The sequence below is a fragment of the Paraburkholderia sp. SECH4 genome (assembly GCF_030511745.1).
Taxonomy (GTDB): domain Bacteria; phylum Pseudomonadota; class Gammaproteobacteria; order Burkholderiales; family Burkholderiaceae; genus Paraburkholderia; species Paraburkholderia madseniana.
In genome coordinates, this window is sequence record NZ_JALOCP010000016.1 from 115383 (window position 1) to 134343 (window position 18961).

Consider the following 18961-nt stretch of genomic DNA (forward strand, 5'->3'; position numbering starts at 1 on the left):
GTTAGACAACCTCGCCATGCATGGAGGCGTCCGCTTCTTGTGCATCGCCGATTCTGAAGACAGCCACTGTATCGCGCAGACCGCTTGCCCGGCTGGCCATGGATCGCGCCGCAGTGGAAACTTGCTCGACGAGTGCCGCATTCTGCTGGGTGACCTTATCCATTTCGGCAACGGCGTGGTTGACCTGCTCGATGCCCGCTGTTTGCGTGGTCGATGCATGCGCGATCTTGCCCATGATTCCGGTGAGCTGATGCACCGATCGCATGACCTGGTCAATCGTCGCGCCTGCCTCGGTAACGAGGTGAGCGCCGGCTACGACATGCCCGGCCGACTGTTCAATCAACGCCTTGATTTCCTTGGCCGCTCCCGCGCTGCGCTGCGCCAGCGTGCGGACCTCACTCGCGACAACCGCAAATCCACGTCCTTGATTACCGGCGCGGGCCGCTTCGACAGCGGCGTTCAGTGCAAGGATATTGGTCTGGAACGCGATGCCTTCGATCACACTGATGATCTGCCCAACTTTCGAAGAACTCGTGGAGATGTCCTGCATGGTCGTGACGACGCGTTTGACGACGTGGCCACCCTGGACGGCGGTGTCGGAAGCGATGTTCGCAATCGCGCTTGCTTGCATGGCGTCCTCGCTGTTCTGCCTGACAGTGGTAGTCAATTCCGCCATGCTGGCAGCCGTCTGCTGCAGCGAGGCGGCTTGCTGCTCGGTACGCTGCGAAAGATCGACATTGCCTTCGGCCGTCTCGACGGCACGTACAGCGATCGACTCTGCTGAAGTCTTGATTTGCGTGACGATGGATGTCAGTTGCACGCGCATCGTGTCGAGCGAGGCCATCAGGCTATGCGCGTCGCCTTTGTGCAGTTTGACTGTCACCGCAAGATTGCCGGCGGCGATCTCCCGTGCGATGCGCTGTGCCTCGGCGGGTTCCGCACCAAGCTGCCTGAGTATGCCGCGCGTAATCAGAAACGCCGCCGTCAAACCGATCAGCAGCGCGGTTGCCACCGAGGCGGCGGTGACCACCTGCAAGGTCGCATAGGTGGAAGTGGCGCGGTTCGCTGCGGCCCGACTGCGGGTTTGTTCCAGTGCAAGCAGTTCGTCGAGGGTGGATAGCCACACGACCTGTTTCGGACGTACTTCACTCACGAGGACCTTCACTGCCGCGTCCTGATCAGTCGACAGCGCCCAACTCCGTGCTTCCTTTTCGACGAGCGGTAAGGTTGCGGCTTCTTCCTGCCTGAGCATGGTGAATAGCCGGCGCTCGTCGTCGGTCGTCAGGGGGGACGCGTTGAACAGGCGCCCAAGCGCCTGATAGTTCTCTGTATAAACCGTTTCCTGCTTCGCAATGGACGCCTGCTCGCTGGCTACGTCTTTCTCGTCAGTCAACAAGGCCATATTGCGGATCGCAATGGCAATGCCGCTCACCGCGCCCCGCAGGTTAGTCACACGAGCCGTCTCGACGTCGTGGACCTCGACGATGTCGTCGAGTTTGCCGCGGATACTGGCCACACCGCTCATCCCCACAGCGGAAATGGCCGTGAGCAGTAGGAGGACTGTGCCGAAGCCAAGCGCCAGTCGCGCAGACACATTAATTTGAGCCATGACGGTTCTTTTTTTGGTCGTTAGGCTGCGCGTCGATTGACGTATTTGAATGCGTGCGCTCGCCGGTTTATTGTTAGCCGGGCAATGCTAGTGCGCTTCTCGTAGTGGAAGTAACTGTTTTTTCGAGATTTGCAGTACGTAGATTCGGGCGGTACGGGTTTCACCTGGCCCGATCAATTTCTTCGGCCTGGAGTGTGCCAATCTGGTTTGGCCTGATGGCGATTCCATCCGATGCGGCTCATGCCGACGCTGCTCTTAAATGGATCAACTACATCTTGCAGCCAAAAGTTCATGCTGCGATCACGAATGAGGTGTTCTACCCCAACGGAAATCTGGCGTTCAAGCCCTATATCAAACCTGAACTCGCAGCGAACCCACAGATTTTCCCACGCGAGACTGAGTTGGCCACAATGTATCCGGAACTGCCCTTGCCGGCAGACGTTCTGCGCTTGCGCAACCGGCTCTGGCAGAAATTCAAGACCGGGTATTGAACGTCTGTAGTGCAGGCCGGTGGAGTGATCTCCGCCGATCGATACGGGCTTGGCGCATTAGTCCTGAGTGGCCACATCAGTAGCGTCGGCCTGTACCAGTGCGCGCACGAGCAGGTACACGGCTGGCAAGTTGTCGTCGTCACGCCGCCAGTCGACGGGTTCGTCGAGATCCATGCCGGACAAACGACTGTCCTCAAACCGGACAAACGTCGAGCGCACTGTCTCGTTGTGCCTCGCCAGGAAGCCCCGATTCTCAAAGACCTGTTCGTCGATTGTCAGCAGCGTGCGCCAGGTCGGCAATCGCGCGCCGCTTGAGTAACGGCGACGGCCACTGTCGAGGTGACGACCTGCGACCGTGGCAATGATCTGCTGGAGGTCGAGCGACGCGCTGCGGAGTGCGCGTTCGAGGGCGACAGGATTGATGTCGTGGACATCCCTATCAAGAGCAGAGTCGTTAATCATGCTGTTATCTTCCTGAGGACTCGCGGCAACTCGCAGCATCAAGGTTGATGCTTCAACAACGCCTGGTTTCGCTGTGCCAACAACTGGCGGATCTGGGCAAGATAGTTATCGCCGACCGTGCAGTCTTCAACAGGCCGGCTATGTTGATGAGGCGTTGGTGGACGTACGCCGAGATAGCGGCACACCGCTGACAGATATGGTTTGCCGTTGCCTCCCAGATGCCGTGCAGCGGCAGCCACGCGCACGTCTCCGACATGCTTGCGCAGCCACGCGAGCGTTTCGCGATCACCGTCGTTCAAGATGCGGATAAGCTGGTTCATGACCGATCCTGTATATAAAAACAGTACTGTGAATTTATACAGTATTCGAACAGGATGCAAGTCAATTCGCAGGTCTACTTCACCAACCGAATGGCCGTCGTGTCCAGGTTGGAGCGAAATATTCTCGATTGCCGGCGGGTCAAGGGATTTCCCTGGTCCAGGGATTACGCACATATTTCGCGCACCAGGCTGAGGAATGGCCGTCCGCGAGCGCACAACGCGCAACTTGATGGTGGCGAGCGTGCACGGATAACTTGCTGTATTTAAAGGTGATACGTCTGAGCCAGCAGCGTCTTCGACGCCTCCAAAGAAGATATCCCTGACCGATCCTGCTGCACGATGGACGGCCGCACCGGGTGGTCCCGCGTTCTTTGCCTATTCGACGAATTACCTGATTGATCTGCAGGCAGGGATCATTGTGGATGTTGAAGCGACGCCGGCGAACCGGTCACAAGAGGTCGAATCAACCAGGACAATGATCGATCGTGTTGAACACCAACGGGACCTGAAGCCTCGCCGACTGGTAGGTGACACCGCATACGGCACAGCAGCGCTGCTTGGCTGGATGGTTGAACAGAAGCATTGAGCCACACGTTTCAGTCTGGGATAAAACAACGCGCAAGGACAATACGTTCTCGCGCAGCGAATTTATCTGGAATGAACAGGCCAACGAGTATCGATGTCCTGCGGGGAACGCGCTACGCAGCGACTGGCGTCCATTCAGGAATCCCCGCACACATGTCACGAAAGCCGACACCATCGTCTACCGAGCGAGCCAGATGGACTGTGACGGCTGTTCGATGAAGGATCGATGCTGTCCGAATACGCAGTTTCGCAAAGTCGTGCGCAGCGTCCATGAAGCTGCACGCGATGAAGCGAGGCGCATCGCGGCAACCCCGGAGTACAAACAGTCGCGCCGGCAACGAAAGAAGGTGGAAATGCTCTTCGCTCACCTCAAGCGCATCCTCAAACTCGATCGCTTGCGACTGCGTGGTCCAAGCGGTGCTCATGATGAGTTTCTGATGGCAGCAACTGCGCAAAATCTGCGAAGAATGGCCAAGTGGCTCACGCCTGAAGGTAAGCAGGCAAACCAGGCAGCCACATGACGGGAAACGGGGGGCGTCGCACGTTGCAAGACCGCCGACTCGCTGAATTCTCCAACTCGAAACGTACTGCCAAAACCAGCGCCCCAAACCAAAACACGACTTTTTCAACAGAATCGGCCACAACCTGCCGTTCACACGCGTCGTCGGCCGGACGTTCAGGCGTCGGCTCCGTCCCGAAACCGGCCATCCAATTGGCAATGACGAATGCTCCTTCCTCGGCCATTGCGGACGTAGGAATGTCGGCCACTGATGGGCAACTGAGGGGCGCTTTGCCGCCCCTCGCGCCGTCGTGGCCTCAAATGTCATGTGCCGATGCGAGTGAATGAGTTCTCGCGACCCAGAAGAGAAGTCCGCAGCCGGAAAGCGATCATTCACGGTGGGCAGCTCGGTTGAACAATCCACTACGGTAGCTCTACGCTCGGGATGGTTGGGCCAAGGTTGCGGAGCGCCGGGTTCAGCCGCATTACAAGCAACGTGGCATCGTTGTCCTCGTTCATCTTCGCCATGCCCTGAATCGGGTCTTCCGACTTCACAAGTCGGCTCATGGTGCCTATGCCGTCTTCGTTGGTTGGCGTTTCAAACGAAACTTGATCCGAGCCAAAGCGACGAATGCAATCGTTAGGGAAGACACAGTTTCTGAATGCTTCCTTTGGCGAGATACCTTCATTCGCCACTGCATCGACGAAGGCTTGTCGGTTCGGAAATACTGCCGCCAACGCAGTGGTTTGACGCAGGCGGCACGAGAAAAGAATTGTTCAGGGGTGACTATCTAGTGACCACTGTCGGGGTTGCATTGGGGTTGATGACCACAGGTAGCCGCCCCCCAGCGATCCATACTGCCGCTTGCACTGGTGCTCCCTGAAACCCCGCCATACTCGGAGTTATTGCTAGCACTGGCCGATGCCGATTGCTCATCTTGTTGCCCGGATGCATCCTGCGCTTGCGCTACGCCCGCAAGCGAGAGAATGCCCAGGAGCACTGCAGACACGAATATTGTCGTCTTCATGGCTTAACTCCTTCAGTATGAAATCAGGTTCAGTTAGGGCGGCCGCTTTGACATAGGCGGAGGACGTAGCAGCCGACATGCGCGGCAATACCGCGCGTAGCGTCCGAGGTGACAGGAGCACCTGAATGACCGCCGGTGGGCTGGTAAGCCCGGTGCGCAATAGAGAGCGCACTATTGCTGCCGACGTGAAATACATCGCACATGGTGCCTATGTATGCACTGCATGTTCCTCACCATTCGATAATAATTCTTCATTCCTAATATGTATGCGAGAATGAGAAGAATCTGAATTGTCTTTCGATGAATTACACCATCCTTATTTCGAATTATGCTGCATTGTTCTGCCGTGTAACCTTGTCAGTTGTAGTTAGATCGATTGTTTGATGCTCGGTATCAAATGTTCCTTAAGGGGCGAACAAATGTTCGGTGTCGCTTTGCGACTATTCGTCAAAGTGACTTCTTGAGAGCGCGGGGCACACGCCGGGTAACGGATTCAGGTCGACGCGACACAAGGACAACTGCGGGTTGCTGGTACTGCGCACCGCCGCACACTTACCCTCGATTGTCAGCTTTGACAGTCTTCCACCCAATTCCCGGCACAGCGGGCACAGACCGCTAGCACAAAGGGGCGTATGCTAAACGTGACCCTCCGAGGAGGCCTTCCATGGCGTCCGGCACTCAAACACGACGTGATTCTGACGTGGGCGAAAAGCCCGGGGCCAGAATATCACTGAGCGGGAGTGAAACAGCTCACAAAATCGGGCGCCGCAGATTCGGTGAATTTGTGAATCTTGTTCGGGGACCGGCTGCGGCACTCAGTGCCGAGCAGAATCTCCGCGTCAAACGCGATTTATTGGAATCACTGTCGCGTCGAGCGGTATATTGGATGGCGTTGGCGTTGTTCGGAAGCTTGTTCGAGCTCAAATCTGGATATTGGATAATACCCGACTATTGGATCAAGACGTCGGATATTTATCGTTTGTTCCGTGTGGTCTGGATCTTCGGACTGTGGGGGATGGCCGCTCCCATGGCAATATATTTACTGAAAAGGACCATGGCGCTTCCAAAGCACGCGGGCGTCAACGCGGTCGAGCAGATGCACGGGGCATGTGCTGCATTGGTCATACTGACATCGGTGTGGTGGGCGGCGGGTAGCTTTGGGTTAATCCCCCTCCAATTCCAGTTTCATGGTACTGGTTCCGGCAGGATTGGTTTCCTGGAGCTGACGCTGATCAGCTATACATTTACTGTGCTGCTGCTCGCACCTAGTCTTCGCGCAACTTTAGGTTCACTCGTGCTTGGCACTATCCCATTCGGATTTAGCGTGGGAAATTATCTGTTAATTGAACGGCCAGTATGGTTTGACTGGTATGTGGGTCAACTAATTGGCTATTGTCTCATCGCATGGTTTCTTTGTTACAATCAGGAGCGCGCATGTGTAAAAGAGATTATTCTCGAAGAGGCGCGATCGCAGGCCGAAGCGGCAATGGCGGAAAAGAACCAATTTATCGCTGCGATAAGCCATGATTTGCGCCAGCCGCTCACAACGCTCGGCTTGAAGTTGAACTATATCGAGCGGAACATTGGATCAACCAGACTGGCCGAAGACGTCTCGATTGCGCAACGGCAAGTGGATGCGATGGAAGGGATGATCAACGGCACACTGGATATCTGCCGCCTGGAGTCCGGCACCTGGAGTGTAGAAATTCAGGAGGTGGGGCTGCCTTCCCTTTTACACGGCATAGTTGTGGATATGCAGCCGCTAGCCCTGGCGAAGGGGCTGAAGTTAAGACTCCATAGCCGGCCCTATCTGACCCATACGGATCGACAAGCGTTGGACCGGATCGTCCGAAATATGGTGACCAATGCCGTCCGTTACACGCCTTCCGAACAGGGAGGAAAGAAGGGGCATATTCTGGTGAGTTGCCAAAGGCGGGGCAACCTCGTAAAGATAAGCGTCTGGGACAACGGGATCGGTATCCCTGAAGATAGACGGGCGGATATCTTCAAAAGCTACGTACAGGTCGATAATCCCGAGAGGGATCGTGAAAAGGACAGACCTTATTGACCTTGCTGGCAAAACATAAGCCCAAAATATCGACCGAAGGCGGGTGATAATGATTGCGGTGGAACCGAAGCCGTGGTGTCGCAGAGATCTTCACGGCAGTCCCTTAGCTGGCCCACTTCCGCCGGCCAGCTCGGCATTGACTTTAAGTGCAGCTTCAACGCGGTTTCTGACTCGAAGTTTGTGGTAAATAACACAGGAAACCTGCCTGACATGTCCCTCGGTGACGTTAAGCTCTCTTGCGATCTGTTTTCCTGACAGGCCACCTGCAATGCAACGCGCCACGTCCCACTCTCGTGGAGAGAGTCCAAGATGATGCTGATTCCGGATAGCTGAAGGCGCTTGCGTCGGGCAGGCAAAGCGCATCAAGACTTCTTCCGGAATCCAGAGTTCACCTCCTAAAATCCTGCTCAGTCCAATGAACATTTTTTTGTGTGCGCCTCCCTTCAAAATGATTCCTCGAGCAGCGTAGTCACGCATGCACATTCGCAAGATTTCAACTTCATCATCGTTTCCCGGAGCGAGTCCCGTGCAGACGACCACGGGAACATTGGATGGATTGCCGGCCTGGAAATGTTCCAGCGTCGTCGCGCCACGGTTCTCACCGTCCAGATTGAGATCCAGGAATACAAGGTCTGGGGGAGGTGCCTTGCTCATTTCTTCAAGCGCGCTGGCAAGCGTGAATACGGGTGTGACTTCGATTGGGACTACGCTCAACTCCGATGCGTGTGTTTGGACATATTCGGAAAGAGCAACGCAGAGAATTTCGTGGTCATCGACCCATAGGATTTTCATGGCCGCTTCCCCCCTCAATACCTCAGAGAAAAACAATCGATTGCGCGCTACGTTTGTGCGCGGCACCGCTTGATGGCTAACTTGAACACTGGCATTCTCCGACCGTCGAAATTCGTGCCTCAAGCGCCGCAGTATGCGCGTGCCCCTGACTTCGGGTCGACGGAATCGAGGCAGTTTTGGCCGTTTGGAGCTGCATTCGCACGCAGGGTGGACACGCGGAACCCATTGAAGTATCTGTACTTTCGTGGCACACGCGATGAGGCTCGAATAAACGTCGCCCCGTAGATTGGCGTGCCGTAGCCGCCTTAGCATCCTTGCCGTGCACGCCCAGGCATGGAACGCCGAGGGGTAAGTTAATGTGGCGCGCTCTCGGGCGGCGCCGCAGCAGCGTCGACAGCATCGCGCGATCGCGCAAACCTTTCAGAGTCGTCATCGCCTGCTTCGCCTCGTTGATGGTCTGATTCTTGCTTTACGCGACCGGGCCGGTGGCGCGACATATCGAAGAGCATACATCGCGTTCTGGAAGGGAGGAACATCACAATGAGACCCCAACACCCTGTCAGCGGAACTCACATTTGGCCGGCGTTTGCGGGAACGCATCATTGTGTCGTCCCGGAGATCGCCTTTGCGGGCACGCCGATCGAAATCGTCAACGGCGTGACGCCGACGCCGGAAGGCAGCGGGTTGCTCGCGCAGTGCAACCTCCAGGTGACCACCTCGGACAATCGAGGTCCCGCTTCCGCGCACGGGGTTCCACAAACTGTCGCGGTCAAGCCAAGCGCGCAGCCTCCGCTGCGCGTCGCGACTCGCATCCGACTCCAAATAGTCCTTATTAACTGCCCCGTAAGCCGGCGCTGTGGTCGCCTCGGGTCGAACGACTGCAACTGGTTGAGAGTACGCATCCGCTGGAAGTGAACGTGACATTCGCGGTTATAGGGATCCGATTGGGAGGAAGGTGACCTGAAGCTGCCTCATGAACCATGAGGCTTGAATGTCGGGAATGGCCGAACTCCCGTCTCCCTATGCGAGTCGACGAACGGCCGTTGTAACGCGAAAGCCGCCGCAGATGACGCGGTGGTTCGACGGGCCGCAACGGGTCGGCTACGGCCGACCGCGTCAGGCGGGATGGCCCACGATAAGCCTTTCGAATTATCAGCGCGAGCGTCCGATACCGCGTCTATTCCAAATGTTCGAACAAACTTGCGCACCGTCTACGAGGCTGAGGCCGAGCGGAAACATGACGGCCACTTACGAGTGCTGCCGTCAAGCGAGCAGGTCCGGTACCTGACGAAGCGCGTTCCATCGTCTCCACGCGCGCCTCACTCGCGGGTCGGGGGCTGGCGCGGGCGACTAGGGCGATGTGCGCCGCCCTGCGTGTTTCGCGTGACTTTTGCCACATACCGTCGACGCATGGTTAACGATTTCTTCATGTTCTGTCGATGGCACAGGCTCGCGCTTCTGACCACAATGAAACAGGTCAACGTGAGCGGCGTGGTGCGCCGCCGCTGGCCAGCCTCTGCCGGACGCTTTGTGCCTGTGCAAGCGCCTTGACATCACGCACACCCTGCGAAGCGCCCGTGGTCGGTGACAAGGAGATGAACATGAAAAGCAAAAGTTTGACCTGTGCGGCGGCCGTTGCGGCAACCCTTCTGTCGTTGAGCGGTGCGGCGCATGCCAAAGGCCCCACCTGTTCCAACGAAACGCTGAGAGGCCTGTATGGATTCAGCGCTCAAGGCGAAATACTCGGCATCATCGGCACGGATGGTGCGGTTCACTACGCAAAGTCTCGGCTGCTGCTCAACGATGTCGCCGTCGTCAACTTCGACGCCAACGGCAACTTCACGCGAAACGATGCCGGCAATATCGGCGGCTTGCCAAAATCGGGCGGCGCCTTCAATTCCGTTCAGTTCGGCACCTACAACGTGAACAGCGATTGCACGGGAACGATGACGATCAACTACGGCACGAAAGCGAGTCCCGCAGGCGTGGTGCTCGTCGTGAATATCGTTATCTCGTCGGATGCGACACTGGTGATCGGCGAGATGACCAGTGAGACGGTCCCCTTCGCTGCTGCGCCTCCCACCGTCGATGGCACGTGTGGGAACCCATGCTCCGAAGCGGTGCAAATCAGTTTCGAGGGCAAAAAGGTGCTCGCCTACGGATTCCGTTAGGCGGACGGGACACGGCTTCAGGGGAAAGGTGGCAGCGACATCGGTACGTCGACGCTTGCCGCTTTGGTGCGCAGGCCGCCCGGCGCCCGGCTTTCGCTGGCGCAGCGGCGCGTTCGGCCAATCGGAGCTGCGGCAGACGCGACCCTTCAAAAGCCGATCTGATCGCATCTGCCCGACGGTCCGTTGCGGGTCGTCCTGAGCCGATCAGGTGTCGGCCCGAGTTCGGCCACAAGCCGCCGTTCCGATGCGTAGTCGGTCGGACGTTCAGGCGTCGGCTCCGCCCCGTAACCGGCCATCCGCCTGTCGAAGACGAACGCTCCTTCATCGGCCTTAGCCGTCATTCGAGGATCGACGTCGGTCTGGCCGCTATGGGTCCTTTTCCTGACACTCGAAGGTTGGCATTCGCGAATGATCGGTCCCACCGCTAGCGAATGCGTACTGTGACCCTTCTTCGTCATACGAGGCCAATCTAGATATCCGGCCGCTTTTCGAACTGGAACGGCCGCTAATCAATACAGTTGAATCGTGCTGGAGGTTCAATCTCCCGGGGCAGACTGCCGCGATAGCTCGCCCGCGGCGTCGACTCACATCATTTCGGGGCTGCCCAGTTTCGTTCCGTCGGAAAAGCGGGCCAGTCTGTAGGGTTCAATGTCGAACTGCGGCGCCTCGTCCATTACCAGCCGGCTCGCGAGCATGCCTGCACCTGGCCCCAGTCCAAAGCCATGTCCGCTGAAGCCGGATGCGATCACAAGACCGGGTTTCGCATTAACCTTCGAGATGACAGGAACGAGGTCCGGCGTCGTGTCGATCGCGCCCGCCCATGCGTGAGCGATCCGCAGGCCCTCCAGCTCGGGAAACACGCTGGACACATTTTGCATGGCACGTGCGAGCCATTCGGTATCAGGCCGGGGATCCAGCACCCGCGTTTCTTCGAACGGCGAGACTTCATCGTCGCGCCAGGTTGCGCTTGCCTCCGGTCCGTGGAAGAAGCTGGCGCCGACGCGAATCTTCAGTTTTTTCTTCAGCTTGCTGCGGAACATGGTGCGGAACTTCACCGAATGCCGCAGGTTTTGCGGCGCGAGTTCCACACGTCCGTGGCCGGGAACAGCGATGGTGTAGCCCCCGTCCAAGCGCCTCCTCAGCGCGAAGTTAGGCCCGGAGAAACAGCCTTCGATGACCCCCGGCGCCTCAGCGGTTCGCAACGCCGTTCCCATCACGTTGATGGCGGGCAGATCGATGCCGTGATGCTGGCAGAACAACGCGCTCCAGGCGCCTCCCGCGAGAACGACGGTGTCGGCTGCGAGCCGGCCGCGCTCCGTCCAGATGCCAGAGACGCGCCCAGCACTCGTGTCAAGACTTCGTACCGCGCAGTTCTGATACACCATCGCGCCGAGACCTTGCGCGCCGCGAGCAATCGCAGGCGCGGCTTTCGACGGCTCGGCGCGGCCGTCCGTGCCAGACCACAGCCCTCCAGCCCACTTCGCACGTCCGGACGGAATGCGCGCTGCCAGTTCGCGCGCACTGAGGATCTCGCTGTTAAAGCCGACTTCCCGGGCGCGGGCAAGCCACGATTCCCACTGCGCGATGTCCGATTGATGCTCCGTGCCGTACAGGATGCCCGCCTTACGAAACCCAATGTCCTCGCCCAGTTCTTCGCCTAGTTCGCTCCAGCGCTTGAGGCTCTGCATCGCGAGCGGCAACTCATGGAGGTCGCGGTTCTGCTGACGCACCCAGCCCCAATTGCGCCCCGACTGCTCGCAGCCGATGACGCCCTTTTCGAGCAGAGCCACCCGGACGCCGCGTCGCGCCAGTTCATACGCGGTGCTGACGCCAATAATGCCGCCGCCAATTACCGCGACATCGCATCGCTCGGGGAAACCTTCGCTATCCGTGACTTCGTCGATCCTTAGCATTTCATAGCCGTTGGTTGCCGCTTTCTTAGTACGTGACTGCAGTCAAGACCGTCTGAAATGCGCACCTGAAGCGCGATTTCATCATCCGCAGATACTGGCTACGATTTTGGTATGTTCCACCGCTTCGCTGATAGGACGATCCTGTTGTATCCGAAAGGGATACAACGATGATCCACCGGGCGCTGAGGCAAATCTTGAATTGCTATCTTGCAGACTGTTGCCGAGACCAGGTTTCTGCCTGGCCACATTCTCACGCTCTTGCTTCCTGGTTACCGGTAGGCGCGCACACCTACTTTTCAAATGCGAGCGAACCACACTTCGTCGAAATGAACGTAGCAAATGGTCCGCTCGCCGAGCCCTTCGATCGGCAATCGGGAGGTCGATGTGGGCGGGATTTGCCACCTCGCTTCCGGTACGCGCACGATAGGCAAGCGGGAATGTTTCGTCGAGGGTGGCCAGAGCATCGTCATTCGTCGTGAGCCTCCGATGCGAGTACAGCAACGCCGTCAGCCGCCCGTACGCCTTGGCCCGCAGGCAGCACGAAGATCGGATTGATTTCTGCTTCGACAATACGCCCGCCAAGCTGCACCGCCATTCGCGCAAAGGCGACGATTGCGCTTACGAGGGCATCAATATCAGCGCGCGGCCGTCCACGATACCCGTCTAGCAGGGGCCACGTTTTCAGTTCGTGGATCATCGCGAGCGCGTCTGCGCGCGACAGCGGCACTTCGGTGGAGAGCAGGCGCATTGTCGTGTCCTTGAACAGTTCCGCTGTGACGCCGCCCATGCCGAGCAGCAATGCTATGCCTAACGGGTCTCGATGAAGGCCGAGAATCAGTTCCGTTCCGCCGGCCACCATTTCCTGAACGAGAAACGCATTCGCGGATACGCCAGTCGCGGTTTCAACGTCGTCCCGCATACGGTTCAGGCGCGCCCCGATGCTGTCGGCGGTGACCCCAACCGCTACGCCGCCGACATCGCTCTTGTGGGTGATCGTGCTCGACAGCAGTTTCAGCACGACTTTGTCGCCCAGTTCGCGAGCAGCGCTCTCGGCTTCATTTGCGTTCGTGACGACACGCTCGCGTACTGCTGTCACACCGAAGCGGGCAAAGAGCTCTTTCGCCTGCGCTTCGTTTAGTGATCCGGCGGGTAGATCGCTTACGTTGACTACTGCTTCAGCGTGCTGTTCGTCCAAGCTCACAGGGCGTTGCGTGGATTCGCTGTGCCGCCACATCGCCGCAAGCGCGCTCGTTACGCTTTCGGGCGATGGAAACGCCGGCACTCCCTGCTCGTTAAGCAACCGCGTGATCTCCGGCGCGTGGGGGCTCACAAATGCCATCACGGGTTTGTCACTCCCGGGCAGCGAATCGCGGATCGCGTCGGCCATCAGGTCAGGCATCGCGAGGCCCGACGATCCAACGATAACCACGACCGCGTCGTAAGTCGGACTTTCGAGTAGCGTGCCGATCGCACCACGCAGGAGCGCCGGCTGCAGACCCGCCAGCGTCACATCGATGGGATTGCGGTCGAGCACTGCATGATCGCCGGTCTGGAGCGCGCGCAGCTTTGCAGCAGTAGCTTCATCGGGAGGCGGGGTCTCAAAGTTCGCCATGCCGAGGCTGTCGGTGACAAGCGTGCCCGCACCGCCGGTCGAGGTCAGAATCGCCACCCGTCGCCCGGAGAGCTTGCGATGCGTAGCGAGCGCATGAGGAATGTCGAGCAAATCGGAAAACCTCTGGGCACGAATGACGCCGACCTGGCTGAAAAGCGCGTCATACATGCCGTCCGAACCGGCCAGCGCGCCCGTATGCGAGACCGCCGATCGTGCGCCTGATTCCGAGCGTCCGATCTTGAACACGACGACCGGCTTGCCCGCGGCGGCCGCCCGTAACGCCGCACGCCGGAATCGTTCCGGATGACGCAGCCCTTCCATGTAGAGCGCGATAACGGAAGTCGAATCATCGTCAACCAGATAGTCGACGAAGTCTGCCATGTCGAGATCTGCTTCGTTGCTCGTCGACACCAGCTTTGACAGGCCAATACCGCTTGCTGCCGCCCGCGACAACAGCGAGCCAAGAATCCCCCCGCTTTGTGATACCACGCCGATCCCGCCGACTGTAAAAGTGTCGGTCTCCAGCGCCCCGCTTGCCGACAGCGTGATGCTATCGGTGAGGTTGACGAGTCCGATCGTATTCGGGCCAAGCAGGCGCATGGACCCTGCTGCCTCGATCAATTGCGCCTGCCGCTTCGCGCCTTCCTCGCCAATTTCTGCATAGCCGCTCGCCAGCACGATTGCAGCGCTTGTCCCGCGGTTTGCCAGATCCCGCACCGCAACGTGGGCGCGCTCGGCGCCGAGCAGCACGATGCCGACATCCGGTGCGTGCGGCAACGACGCTACATCGGGATAGCAGGGCAGGCCATCGATTGAGTCGTAACGCGGATTGACAGGGTAGATGTCGCCGTCGAAGCTGTGCTTCCGGAGGTAAGCCACCGGGCGGCCTGAAGTCTTGGCCGCGTCCGCCGATGCGCCGATTACGGCTACGCTCGCCGGGCGCATCAATTTTGAAATTGCATTCACGTCGATCTCCTTCGTGCTCACTTGGTTTTGTTCAGGAATGCGAGCACCGAGTCGCGATGTTCACTGCTTGTGTAGCAGACGGCCTGTGCCTGGCTACCTTGTGAAAACACCTGATGCGCGGACAGTTCGTAGCTCTGGTTGAGGATGCTCTTGCCAAGCGCGAGCGCGGTGGCCGAACCCTGGCTCAATTCGGCGGCCCAGGCGTGGGCGTCGGCGATGAGCGATTCCGGGTCGCTCAGGCGATCCGCGATGCCAATTTCCAGCGCTTCCTTTGCATCTACCTTGCGCCCGCTGAAGATCAGTTCCTTCGCCCGCGCGAGGCCGACTCGACGCGGCAATAAGTACATGCCGCCACCGTCGGGAATCAGCCCGCGTTTGATGTAGCTCCACGTGAAGCTCGCTTCCGGTGACGCGAGGATAAAGTCGCAGGAGAGCGCCATATCGGCACCGAGACCCGCGGCCGCCCCGTTGACGGCGGCGATGGTCGGTTTGGGCATCGAGTAGAGCAGATTCACCGTGTGATGCACGAGTTGCTGACGGGACCAGCCATTGAACGCAATCTCGCCGGCGGGCGCTTCCATGCGCTGCGCCATACCGCTGACGTCTCCGCCAGCGCAGAACCCCTTGCCGTTGCCGGTCAGCACCACGGCGCGCACCCCCCGATCGCGCGAAACGGTGTCCAGCGCCTCGATCAGTTCGGCACGCATTTCGTTGCTGATGGCGTTACGTTTTTCAGGACGATTCAGCGCGATCATGGCGACCTGGGAATCGATAGTGACTTGAATGGTGGATGTGCTCATGCGTGTCTCGATGGTTGAATTGGAGTCGACTGGCAAGGTCAATCTGCCAATGCAGCTTAGCCCCACCTGCCACCCAAGACACCCCGCTAATTCCACTCTGTGGAACGGAGAGCGTTTCATCCGAGGGTCCAAGAAATTCCACTGGATGGAATTGGCGGATTGTCATCGGGCGTTCGGTGCCGATAATGGATTCCAACGCAGGACACTTGCCACGACGATCCTGCGACCCAATACAAGCCCGGAGACATGATGCACGCAGCCCGTTCCAATCCAATCGACGTCAGCGCCGTCGCGCGACCGCAGACAGAGGCCGTCTACCGGAAAGTCACCTGGCGGCTGCTGCCGTTCCTCTTCGTTTGTTACGTCTTTGCTTATCTGGATCGCGCGAATATCGGCTTCGCGCACTTGCAGTTCTCGCGTGACATCGGTCTTTCTGACGCCGCATTCGGTCTGGGCGTGGGACTCTTCTACGTGGGTTACATGCTCTTCGAGGTGCCGAGCAACCTGTGGCTTGCGCGAGTCGGCGTGAGAAAAACGCTCATGCGGATCATGGCGCTATGGGGCATCGTTTCGGCGGGCACCGCGTTCGTGCAGACGCCAACGCAGTTTTACATCGCGCGCGTATTGCTGGGCGCAGCGGAAGCAGGATTCTTCCCGGGTGTGATTCTCTATTTCACCTACTGGTTTCCGGCCGCGCGCCGCGCACGCGTCACGTCAATCTTCATGACGGCGATCTGCGTATCCGGCATCATCAGTGGGCCAGTGTCGGGATGGATACTCAATAGCATGTCGGGCTTACTCGGCTACAACGGCTGGCAATGGCTGTTCCTGCTAGAAGGATTTCCGTCAGTCATCGCCGGTGTCTTTGCCTATGTCTATCTGACTGACAGGCCGGAGCAGGCGACATGGCTTACGGACGACGAGAAAGCCCTCCTGCTGGCGGAGCTTAACCGCGACGCGCAAACGAAGGCCGCACGCGCTCATGGCTCGATCTGGGTCGCGTTGAAGGAGCCGAAGTTTTATTTCCTGACGTTTGCGTACTTCAGCGTACCGTGGGCGAGCATCGTCGTACATATCTGGGCTCCGAGCGTGATCCAGAAAAGCGGCGTGTCGAACTACTGGCACATTGGGCTTCTTTCCGCGATTCCGTATGTGGTCGGCGCAGTCGCGATGTATCTGCTCGGCCGAAACTCGGATCGTATGCTGGAAAGGCGGTGGCACTTCATGGCAAGCGCATTGATGGCCGCGCTGGGCGTCGCGCTATTGCCTGCGGCAGCGAATCACGCAGGCATTCTGGTGGCGCTTCTTTGCGTCGCGACGGCTGGTTATCTGGGCATGCTATCGCTGTTCTGGACGATTCCACCCGCGTACCTGTCGAGCACCGCCGCCGCGAGTGGCATTGGCCTCATTAGCAGCCTCGGTCAGTTCGGTGGGATTTCGGCACCTTCGGTGATCGGCTATGCATCGACGCACTTCGGCAGCAACGCGATGGGTCTCTATGCGGTTGCGGTCGTCTCGATTCTCGGCGGTCTTGCGGTGGTGCTGGGTATTCCAGCGCGCGCGATCAGTGAACGCCGGGAATGAAAGAGAAAGCTTGTCGTCTTCAACCTTCCAGGCGCGCGCATTCGGCTTTGATCTCGTCGCGCAGACGCAGCAGAGCCGGTGCCAGTTCGCTGACAACGCTGTCTTTTGACGCGGCCGTGCGGACGCTAAAGTTGAGGACCAGCAAACGATGTCCGGGAATGGCGAGCGGCGTCGCGAGTGCGATCACTTCCGGCTGCCAGCTTGCAACGCAGAAGCCGCTTCGGTGCACGTTGTCTACAGCTTCAGTGATTTCCCGCGCGAGACGCTCCCAGCCGCTCCGTTTGCGCCGCTTGAACGCGTCCATCAGGTCGGTGAATTCCGTCTGCGGCAGCGCTGCGAGGTACGCGCGGCCGAGCGAAGTCAGTTCCATCGGCACACGTTGTCCCGAGACGATCGTGCGCAATGACGCTCGCTGGTTATAACGAATGGACTCGAGGTAGACCATCTCTTCCCGGTCGGCGCCCGCGATTCCGACATTGATGCGCTTTGCCTGGGCAGTGTCGCGGATTAGCGGTCCTGCCGCATTCAGTACTGTGGATCCGCTGCGCAACGCCTGCGCCAGACTGAGCACGGGCAGGCCCAGTCTGTACGCCCTGCGTGCCGCATCGTGCTCGAGATAACCCGCCTCGACGAGCGTTCGCGTAAGGCGGCTCACCGTTGCCTTCGGCAGGCCGGTGCGTTCCGCGAGTTCTCCATTGCCGAGAAGTGTCGCACCGGGACCGAACGCGCGCAGCAGTTCGAGCCCGCGTTCGAGCGATCGATTCGATGGGGTAGCGTTCGATTGCGGCTGTTGATTCGTGTGGTTCGCCATAGACAGTGGGATTGCCGTGCTCAACGTGAAAAGGTCAATTGTCGATGCCGAATCAGACCACATCGTAGCGCCGCGGCCAGGTCTGCGGATCATCTCCCGATTGGCGTCCGGAGCGGCAACCTGTAGGGGGCGACGTTTTATCTGCGCAGCAGATGGTACCCCTCCTGGATTTTCGTGTGGATATTCGCAGAATCGCTGTGCCGTTGCGGGTTTAAAAACTGTAGCTTTACGAGAAAAGGATAATCCGATGGTCATCAACATTGCAAAGCTCCGACGCGCGACTGTGTCTGCCGCACTCTGCACCGCGTCACTGTTCTCAAATGCGGTTCGTGCCGCTGACGTTCATGTTCTGGCAACTGGAGCGCTCTCAGCGGCGCTTAGGGAGCTCGGACCAGCGTATGAACGGCAGACCGGGAATCGCCTCGTCATATCGTGGGGGCCTTCATACGGTACGTCCGCTGACGCGTTACCGATGCGCATTAAGAATGGCGAAGCAATGGACGTCTGCTTCATGATCCGCCCTGCGCTAGACGAACAGATCAGACAGGGTAAGTTTCTCCCGTACACTCGCACAGATCTCGTTGCGTCCCGAATTGGCGTCGCGGTCCAGGTCGGCATGCCGAAGCCGGATGTCAGTACTGTGGAAACACTACGTAGTGCACTGCTCGCAGCAAAATCTGTAGCCTTTTCTGAAGGAGCTAGCGGCACCTATATTACTGAGACTTTGTTCCCCAAGCTTGGCATCGCGTATCAAATGAAAGCCAGGAGTGTTCAGATCAAAGGGAAGGAACTGGTCGGAACGGCCATTGAGCGCGGCGACGCCGAACTTGGATTGCAACAGATCAGTGAACTTCGCGCCATTCAGGGGATCCAGTACGTCGGGCCGCTCCCGCAAGAAGTCCAGAAGGCCAGCGTCATTTCCGCCGCCTTATCAACTAACGCGCAGGAGCGGGAAGGGGCTGCAGCCCTCATTTCTTACCTGAGAACACCGACAGCGTCTGCAGTATTCGAAAAGACGGGGCTTGATCCAATTGAGCCCGGGAAATAGATCGCATTGCTCCTCCCGTCGCGGCGCCTCCGGAAGATTATCTCGTTTGGGTCGAGAGCACGCATCCGCTGAATTTCGGCAGAACTTTGGTAGGCGTTAGGTTGTAAGCGTCCGGTCAGTAGCGCATAGCGGACGTGCAAGCCAAGATGTTCGAACGGCGGCAATGGCCGATGAGGACTAAACCGCTCGCGCGGTAAGGGGC

At 58.7% G+C, this 18961-nt stretch carries 14 protein-coding genes and 1 pseudogene; 6 read left to right on the plus strand and 9 right to left on the minus strand.

The features are described 5' to 3' along the window. Position 1: 1 nt before the first annotated feature. Positions 2-1609, minus strand: coding sequence for a methyl-accepting chemotaxis protein (locus tag M0D67_RS21765; protein WP_154559454.1), 1608 nt, complete (start codon positions 1607-1609; stop codon positions 2-4). 215 nt (positions 1610-1824) lie between these two features. On the opposite strand from M0D67_RS21765, the gene M0D67_RS21770 reads away from it, so the two are divergent. Further along, positions 1825-2100 carry a hypothetical protein gene (locus tag M0D67_RS21770; protein ID WP_266239608.1) on the plus strand — a complete coding sequence of 92 codons (276 nt, stop codon included), beginning with the start codon at positions 1825-1827 and terminating at the stop codon, positions 2098-2100. 57 nt (positions 2101-2157) lie between these two features. On the opposite strand, the gene M0D67_RS21775 is transcribed toward M0D67_RS21770, so the two are convergent. Further along, positions 2158-2562, minus strand: a complete 405-nt coding sequence (locus tag M0D67_RS21775; protein ID WP_154559451.1) for a DUF2471 domain-containing protein — start codon at positions 2560-2562, stop codon at positions 2158-2160. A 38-nt stretch (positions 2563-2600) separates the two neighbouring features. Further along, entirely contained in the window at positions 2601-2882 is a 282-nt protein-coding gene (locus M0D67_RS21780) for a hypothetical protein (protein WP_154559450.1), read from the minus strand. Positions 2883-3186: 304 nt separating this feature from the next. On the opposite strand from M0D67_RS21780, the pseudogene M0D67_RS21785 reads away from it, so the two are divergent. Then, positions 3187-3988: pseudogene (locus M0D67_RS21785) on the plus strand (transposase); the annotation flags it as partial. A 401-nt stretch (positions 3989-4389) separates the two neighbouring features. On the opposite strand, the gene M0D67_RS21790 reads toward M0D67_RS21785, so the two are convergent. Then, positions 4390-4704: a hypothetical protein gene (locus tag M0D67_RS21790; protein ID WP_266239609.1), complete on the minus strand. Its 315-nt coding sequence runs from the start codon at positions 4702-4704 to the stop codon at positions 4390-4392. Positions 4705-5658: 954 nt separating this feature from the next. On the opposite strand from M0D67_RS21790, the gene M0D67_RS21795 reads away from it, so the two are divergent. Beyond that, on the plus strand, positions 5659-7062 hold the full coding sequence (locus M0D67_RS21795; protein WP_266239610.1) for a HAMP domain-containing sensor histidine kinase: 1404 nt from the start codon (positions 5659-5661) through the stop codon (positions 7060-7062). Between the two features lie 90 nt (positions 7063-7152). On the opposite strand, the gene M0D67_RS21800 is transcribed toward M0D67_RS21795, so the two are convergent. Next, on the minus strand, positions 7153-7854 hold the full coding sequence (locus tag M0D67_RS21800; protein WP_266239611.1) for a response regulator transcription factor: 702 nt from the start codon (positions 7852-7854) through the stop codon (positions 7153-7155). Between the two features lie 1601 nt (positions 7855-9455). Between M0D67_RS21800 and M0D67_RS21805 the strand changes: the two genes are divergently transcribed. Then, complete coding sequence (locus M0D67_RS21805) at positions 9456-10025, plus strand: hypothetical protein (RefSeq protein ID WP_266239612.1); 570 nt, start codon at positions 9456-9458, stop codon at positions 10023-10025. Positions 10026-10609: 584 nt separating this feature from the next. On the opposite strand, the gene M0D67_RS21810 is transcribed toward M0D67_RS21805, so the two are convergent. The 3 genes from M0D67_RS21810 to M0D67_RS21820 form a co-directional block, all read right to left on the minus strand. Beyond that, positions 10610-11938 carry an FAD-binding oxidoreductase gene (locus M0D67_RS21810; protein ID WP_266239613.1) on the minus strand — a complete coding sequence of 443 codons (1329 nt, stop codon included), beginning with the start codon at positions 11936-11938 and terminating at the stop codon, positions 10610-10612. A 466-nt stretch (positions 11939-12404) separates the two neighbouring features. After that, on the minus strand, positions 12405-14495 hold the full coding sequence (locus M0D67_RS21815) for an acetate--CoA ligase family protein (protein WP_266239636.1): 2091 nt from the start codon (positions 14493-14495) through the stop codon (positions 12405-12407). A gap of 38 nt (positions 14496-14533) precedes the next feature. Beyond that, positions 14534-15316, minus strand: coding sequence for an enoyl-CoA hydratase/isomerase family protein (locus M0D67_RS21820; protein WP_266239614.1), 783 nt, complete (start codon positions 15314-15316; stop codon positions 14534-14536). A 249-nt stretch (positions 15317-15565) separates the two neighbouring features. On the opposite strand from M0D67_RS21820, the gene M0D67_RS21825 reads away from it, so the two are divergent. After that, positions 15566-16900 carry an MFS transporter gene (locus M0D67_RS21825; protein WP_266239615.1) on the plus strand — a complete coding sequence of 445 codons (1335 nt, stop codon included), beginning with the start codon at positions 15566-15568 and terminating at the stop codon, positions 16898-16900. A 19-nt stretch (positions 16901-16919) separates the two neighbouring features. Here M0D67_RS21825 and M0D67_RS21830 read toward each other — a convergent pair whose 3' ends face one another. Beyond that, on the minus strand, positions 16920-17711 hold the full coding sequence (locus M0D67_RS21830) for an IclR family transcriptional regulator (RefSeq protein ID WP_266239637.1): 792 nt from the start codon (positions 17709-17711) through the stop codon (positions 16920-16922). A gap of 247 nt (positions 17712-17958) precedes the next feature. Here M0D67_RS21830 and M0D67_RS21835 point away from each other — a divergent pair, with 247 nt between their 5' ends. Continuing rightward, positions 17959-18759 carry a substrate-binding domain-containing protein gene (locus M0D67_RS21835; RefSeq protein WP_266239616.1) on the plus strand — a complete coding sequence of 267 codons (801 nt, stop codon included), beginning with the start codon at positions 17959-17961 and terminating at the stop codon, positions 18757-18759. Positions 18760-18961 lie beyond the last annotated feature (202 nt).

Bases quoted from the DNA above. Each gene is read 5' to 3' on its own strand.
- M0D67_RS21775 (WP_154559451.1), bottom strand. From the start codon at position 2,562: ATGATTAACGACTCTGCTCTTGATAGGGATGTCCACGACATCAATCCT.
- M0D67_RS21815 (WP_266239636.1), bottom strand. From the start codon at position 14,495: ATGCGCCCGGCGAGCGTAGCCGTAATCGGCGCATCGGCGGACGCGGCC.
- M0D67_RS21780 (WP_154559450.1), bottom strand. From the start codon at position 2,882: ATGAACCAGCTTATCCGCATCTTGAACGACGGTGATCGCGAAACGCTC.
- M0D67_RS21795 (WP_266239610.1), top strand. From the start codon at position 5,659: ATGGCGTCCGGCACTCAAACACGACGTGATTCTGACGTGGGCGAAAAG.
- M0D67_RS21825 (WP_266239615.1), top strand. From the start codon at position 15,566: ATGCACGCAGCCCGTTCCAATCCAATCGACGTCAGCGCCGTCGCGCGA.
- M0D67_RS21810 (WP_266239613.1), bottom strand. From the start codon at position 11,938: ATGCTAAGGATCGACGAAGTCACGGATAGCGAAGGTTTCCCCGAGCGA.
- M0D67_RS21830 (WP_266239637.1), bottom strand. From the start codon at position 17,711: ATGGCGAACCACACGAATCAACAGCCGCAATCGAACGCTACCCCATCG.
- M0D67_RS21820 (WP_266239614.1), bottom strand. From the start codon at position 15,316: ATGAGCACATCCACCATTCAAGTCACTATCGATTCCCAGGTCGCCATG.
- M0D67_RS21805 (WP_266239612.1), top strand. From the start codon at position 9,456: ATGAAAAGCAAAAGTTTGACCTGTGCGGCGGCCGTTGCGGCAACCCTT.
- M0D67_RS21800 (WP_266239611.1), bottom strand. From the start codon at position 7,854: ATGAAAATCCTATGGGTCGATGACCACGAAATTCTCTGCGTTGCTCTT.
- M0D67_RS21765 (WP_154559454.1), bottom strand. From the start codon at position 1,609: ATGGCTCAAATTAATGTGTCTGCGCGACTGGCGCTTGGCTTCGGCACA.
- M0D67_RS21835 (WP_266239616.1), top strand. From the start codon at position 17,959: ATGGTCATCAACATTGCAAAGCTCCGACGCGCGACTGTGTCTGCCGCA.
- M0D67_RS21770 (WP_266239608.1), top strand. From the start codon at position 1,825: ATGGCGATTCCATCCGATGCGGCTCATGCCGACGCTGCTCTTAAATGG.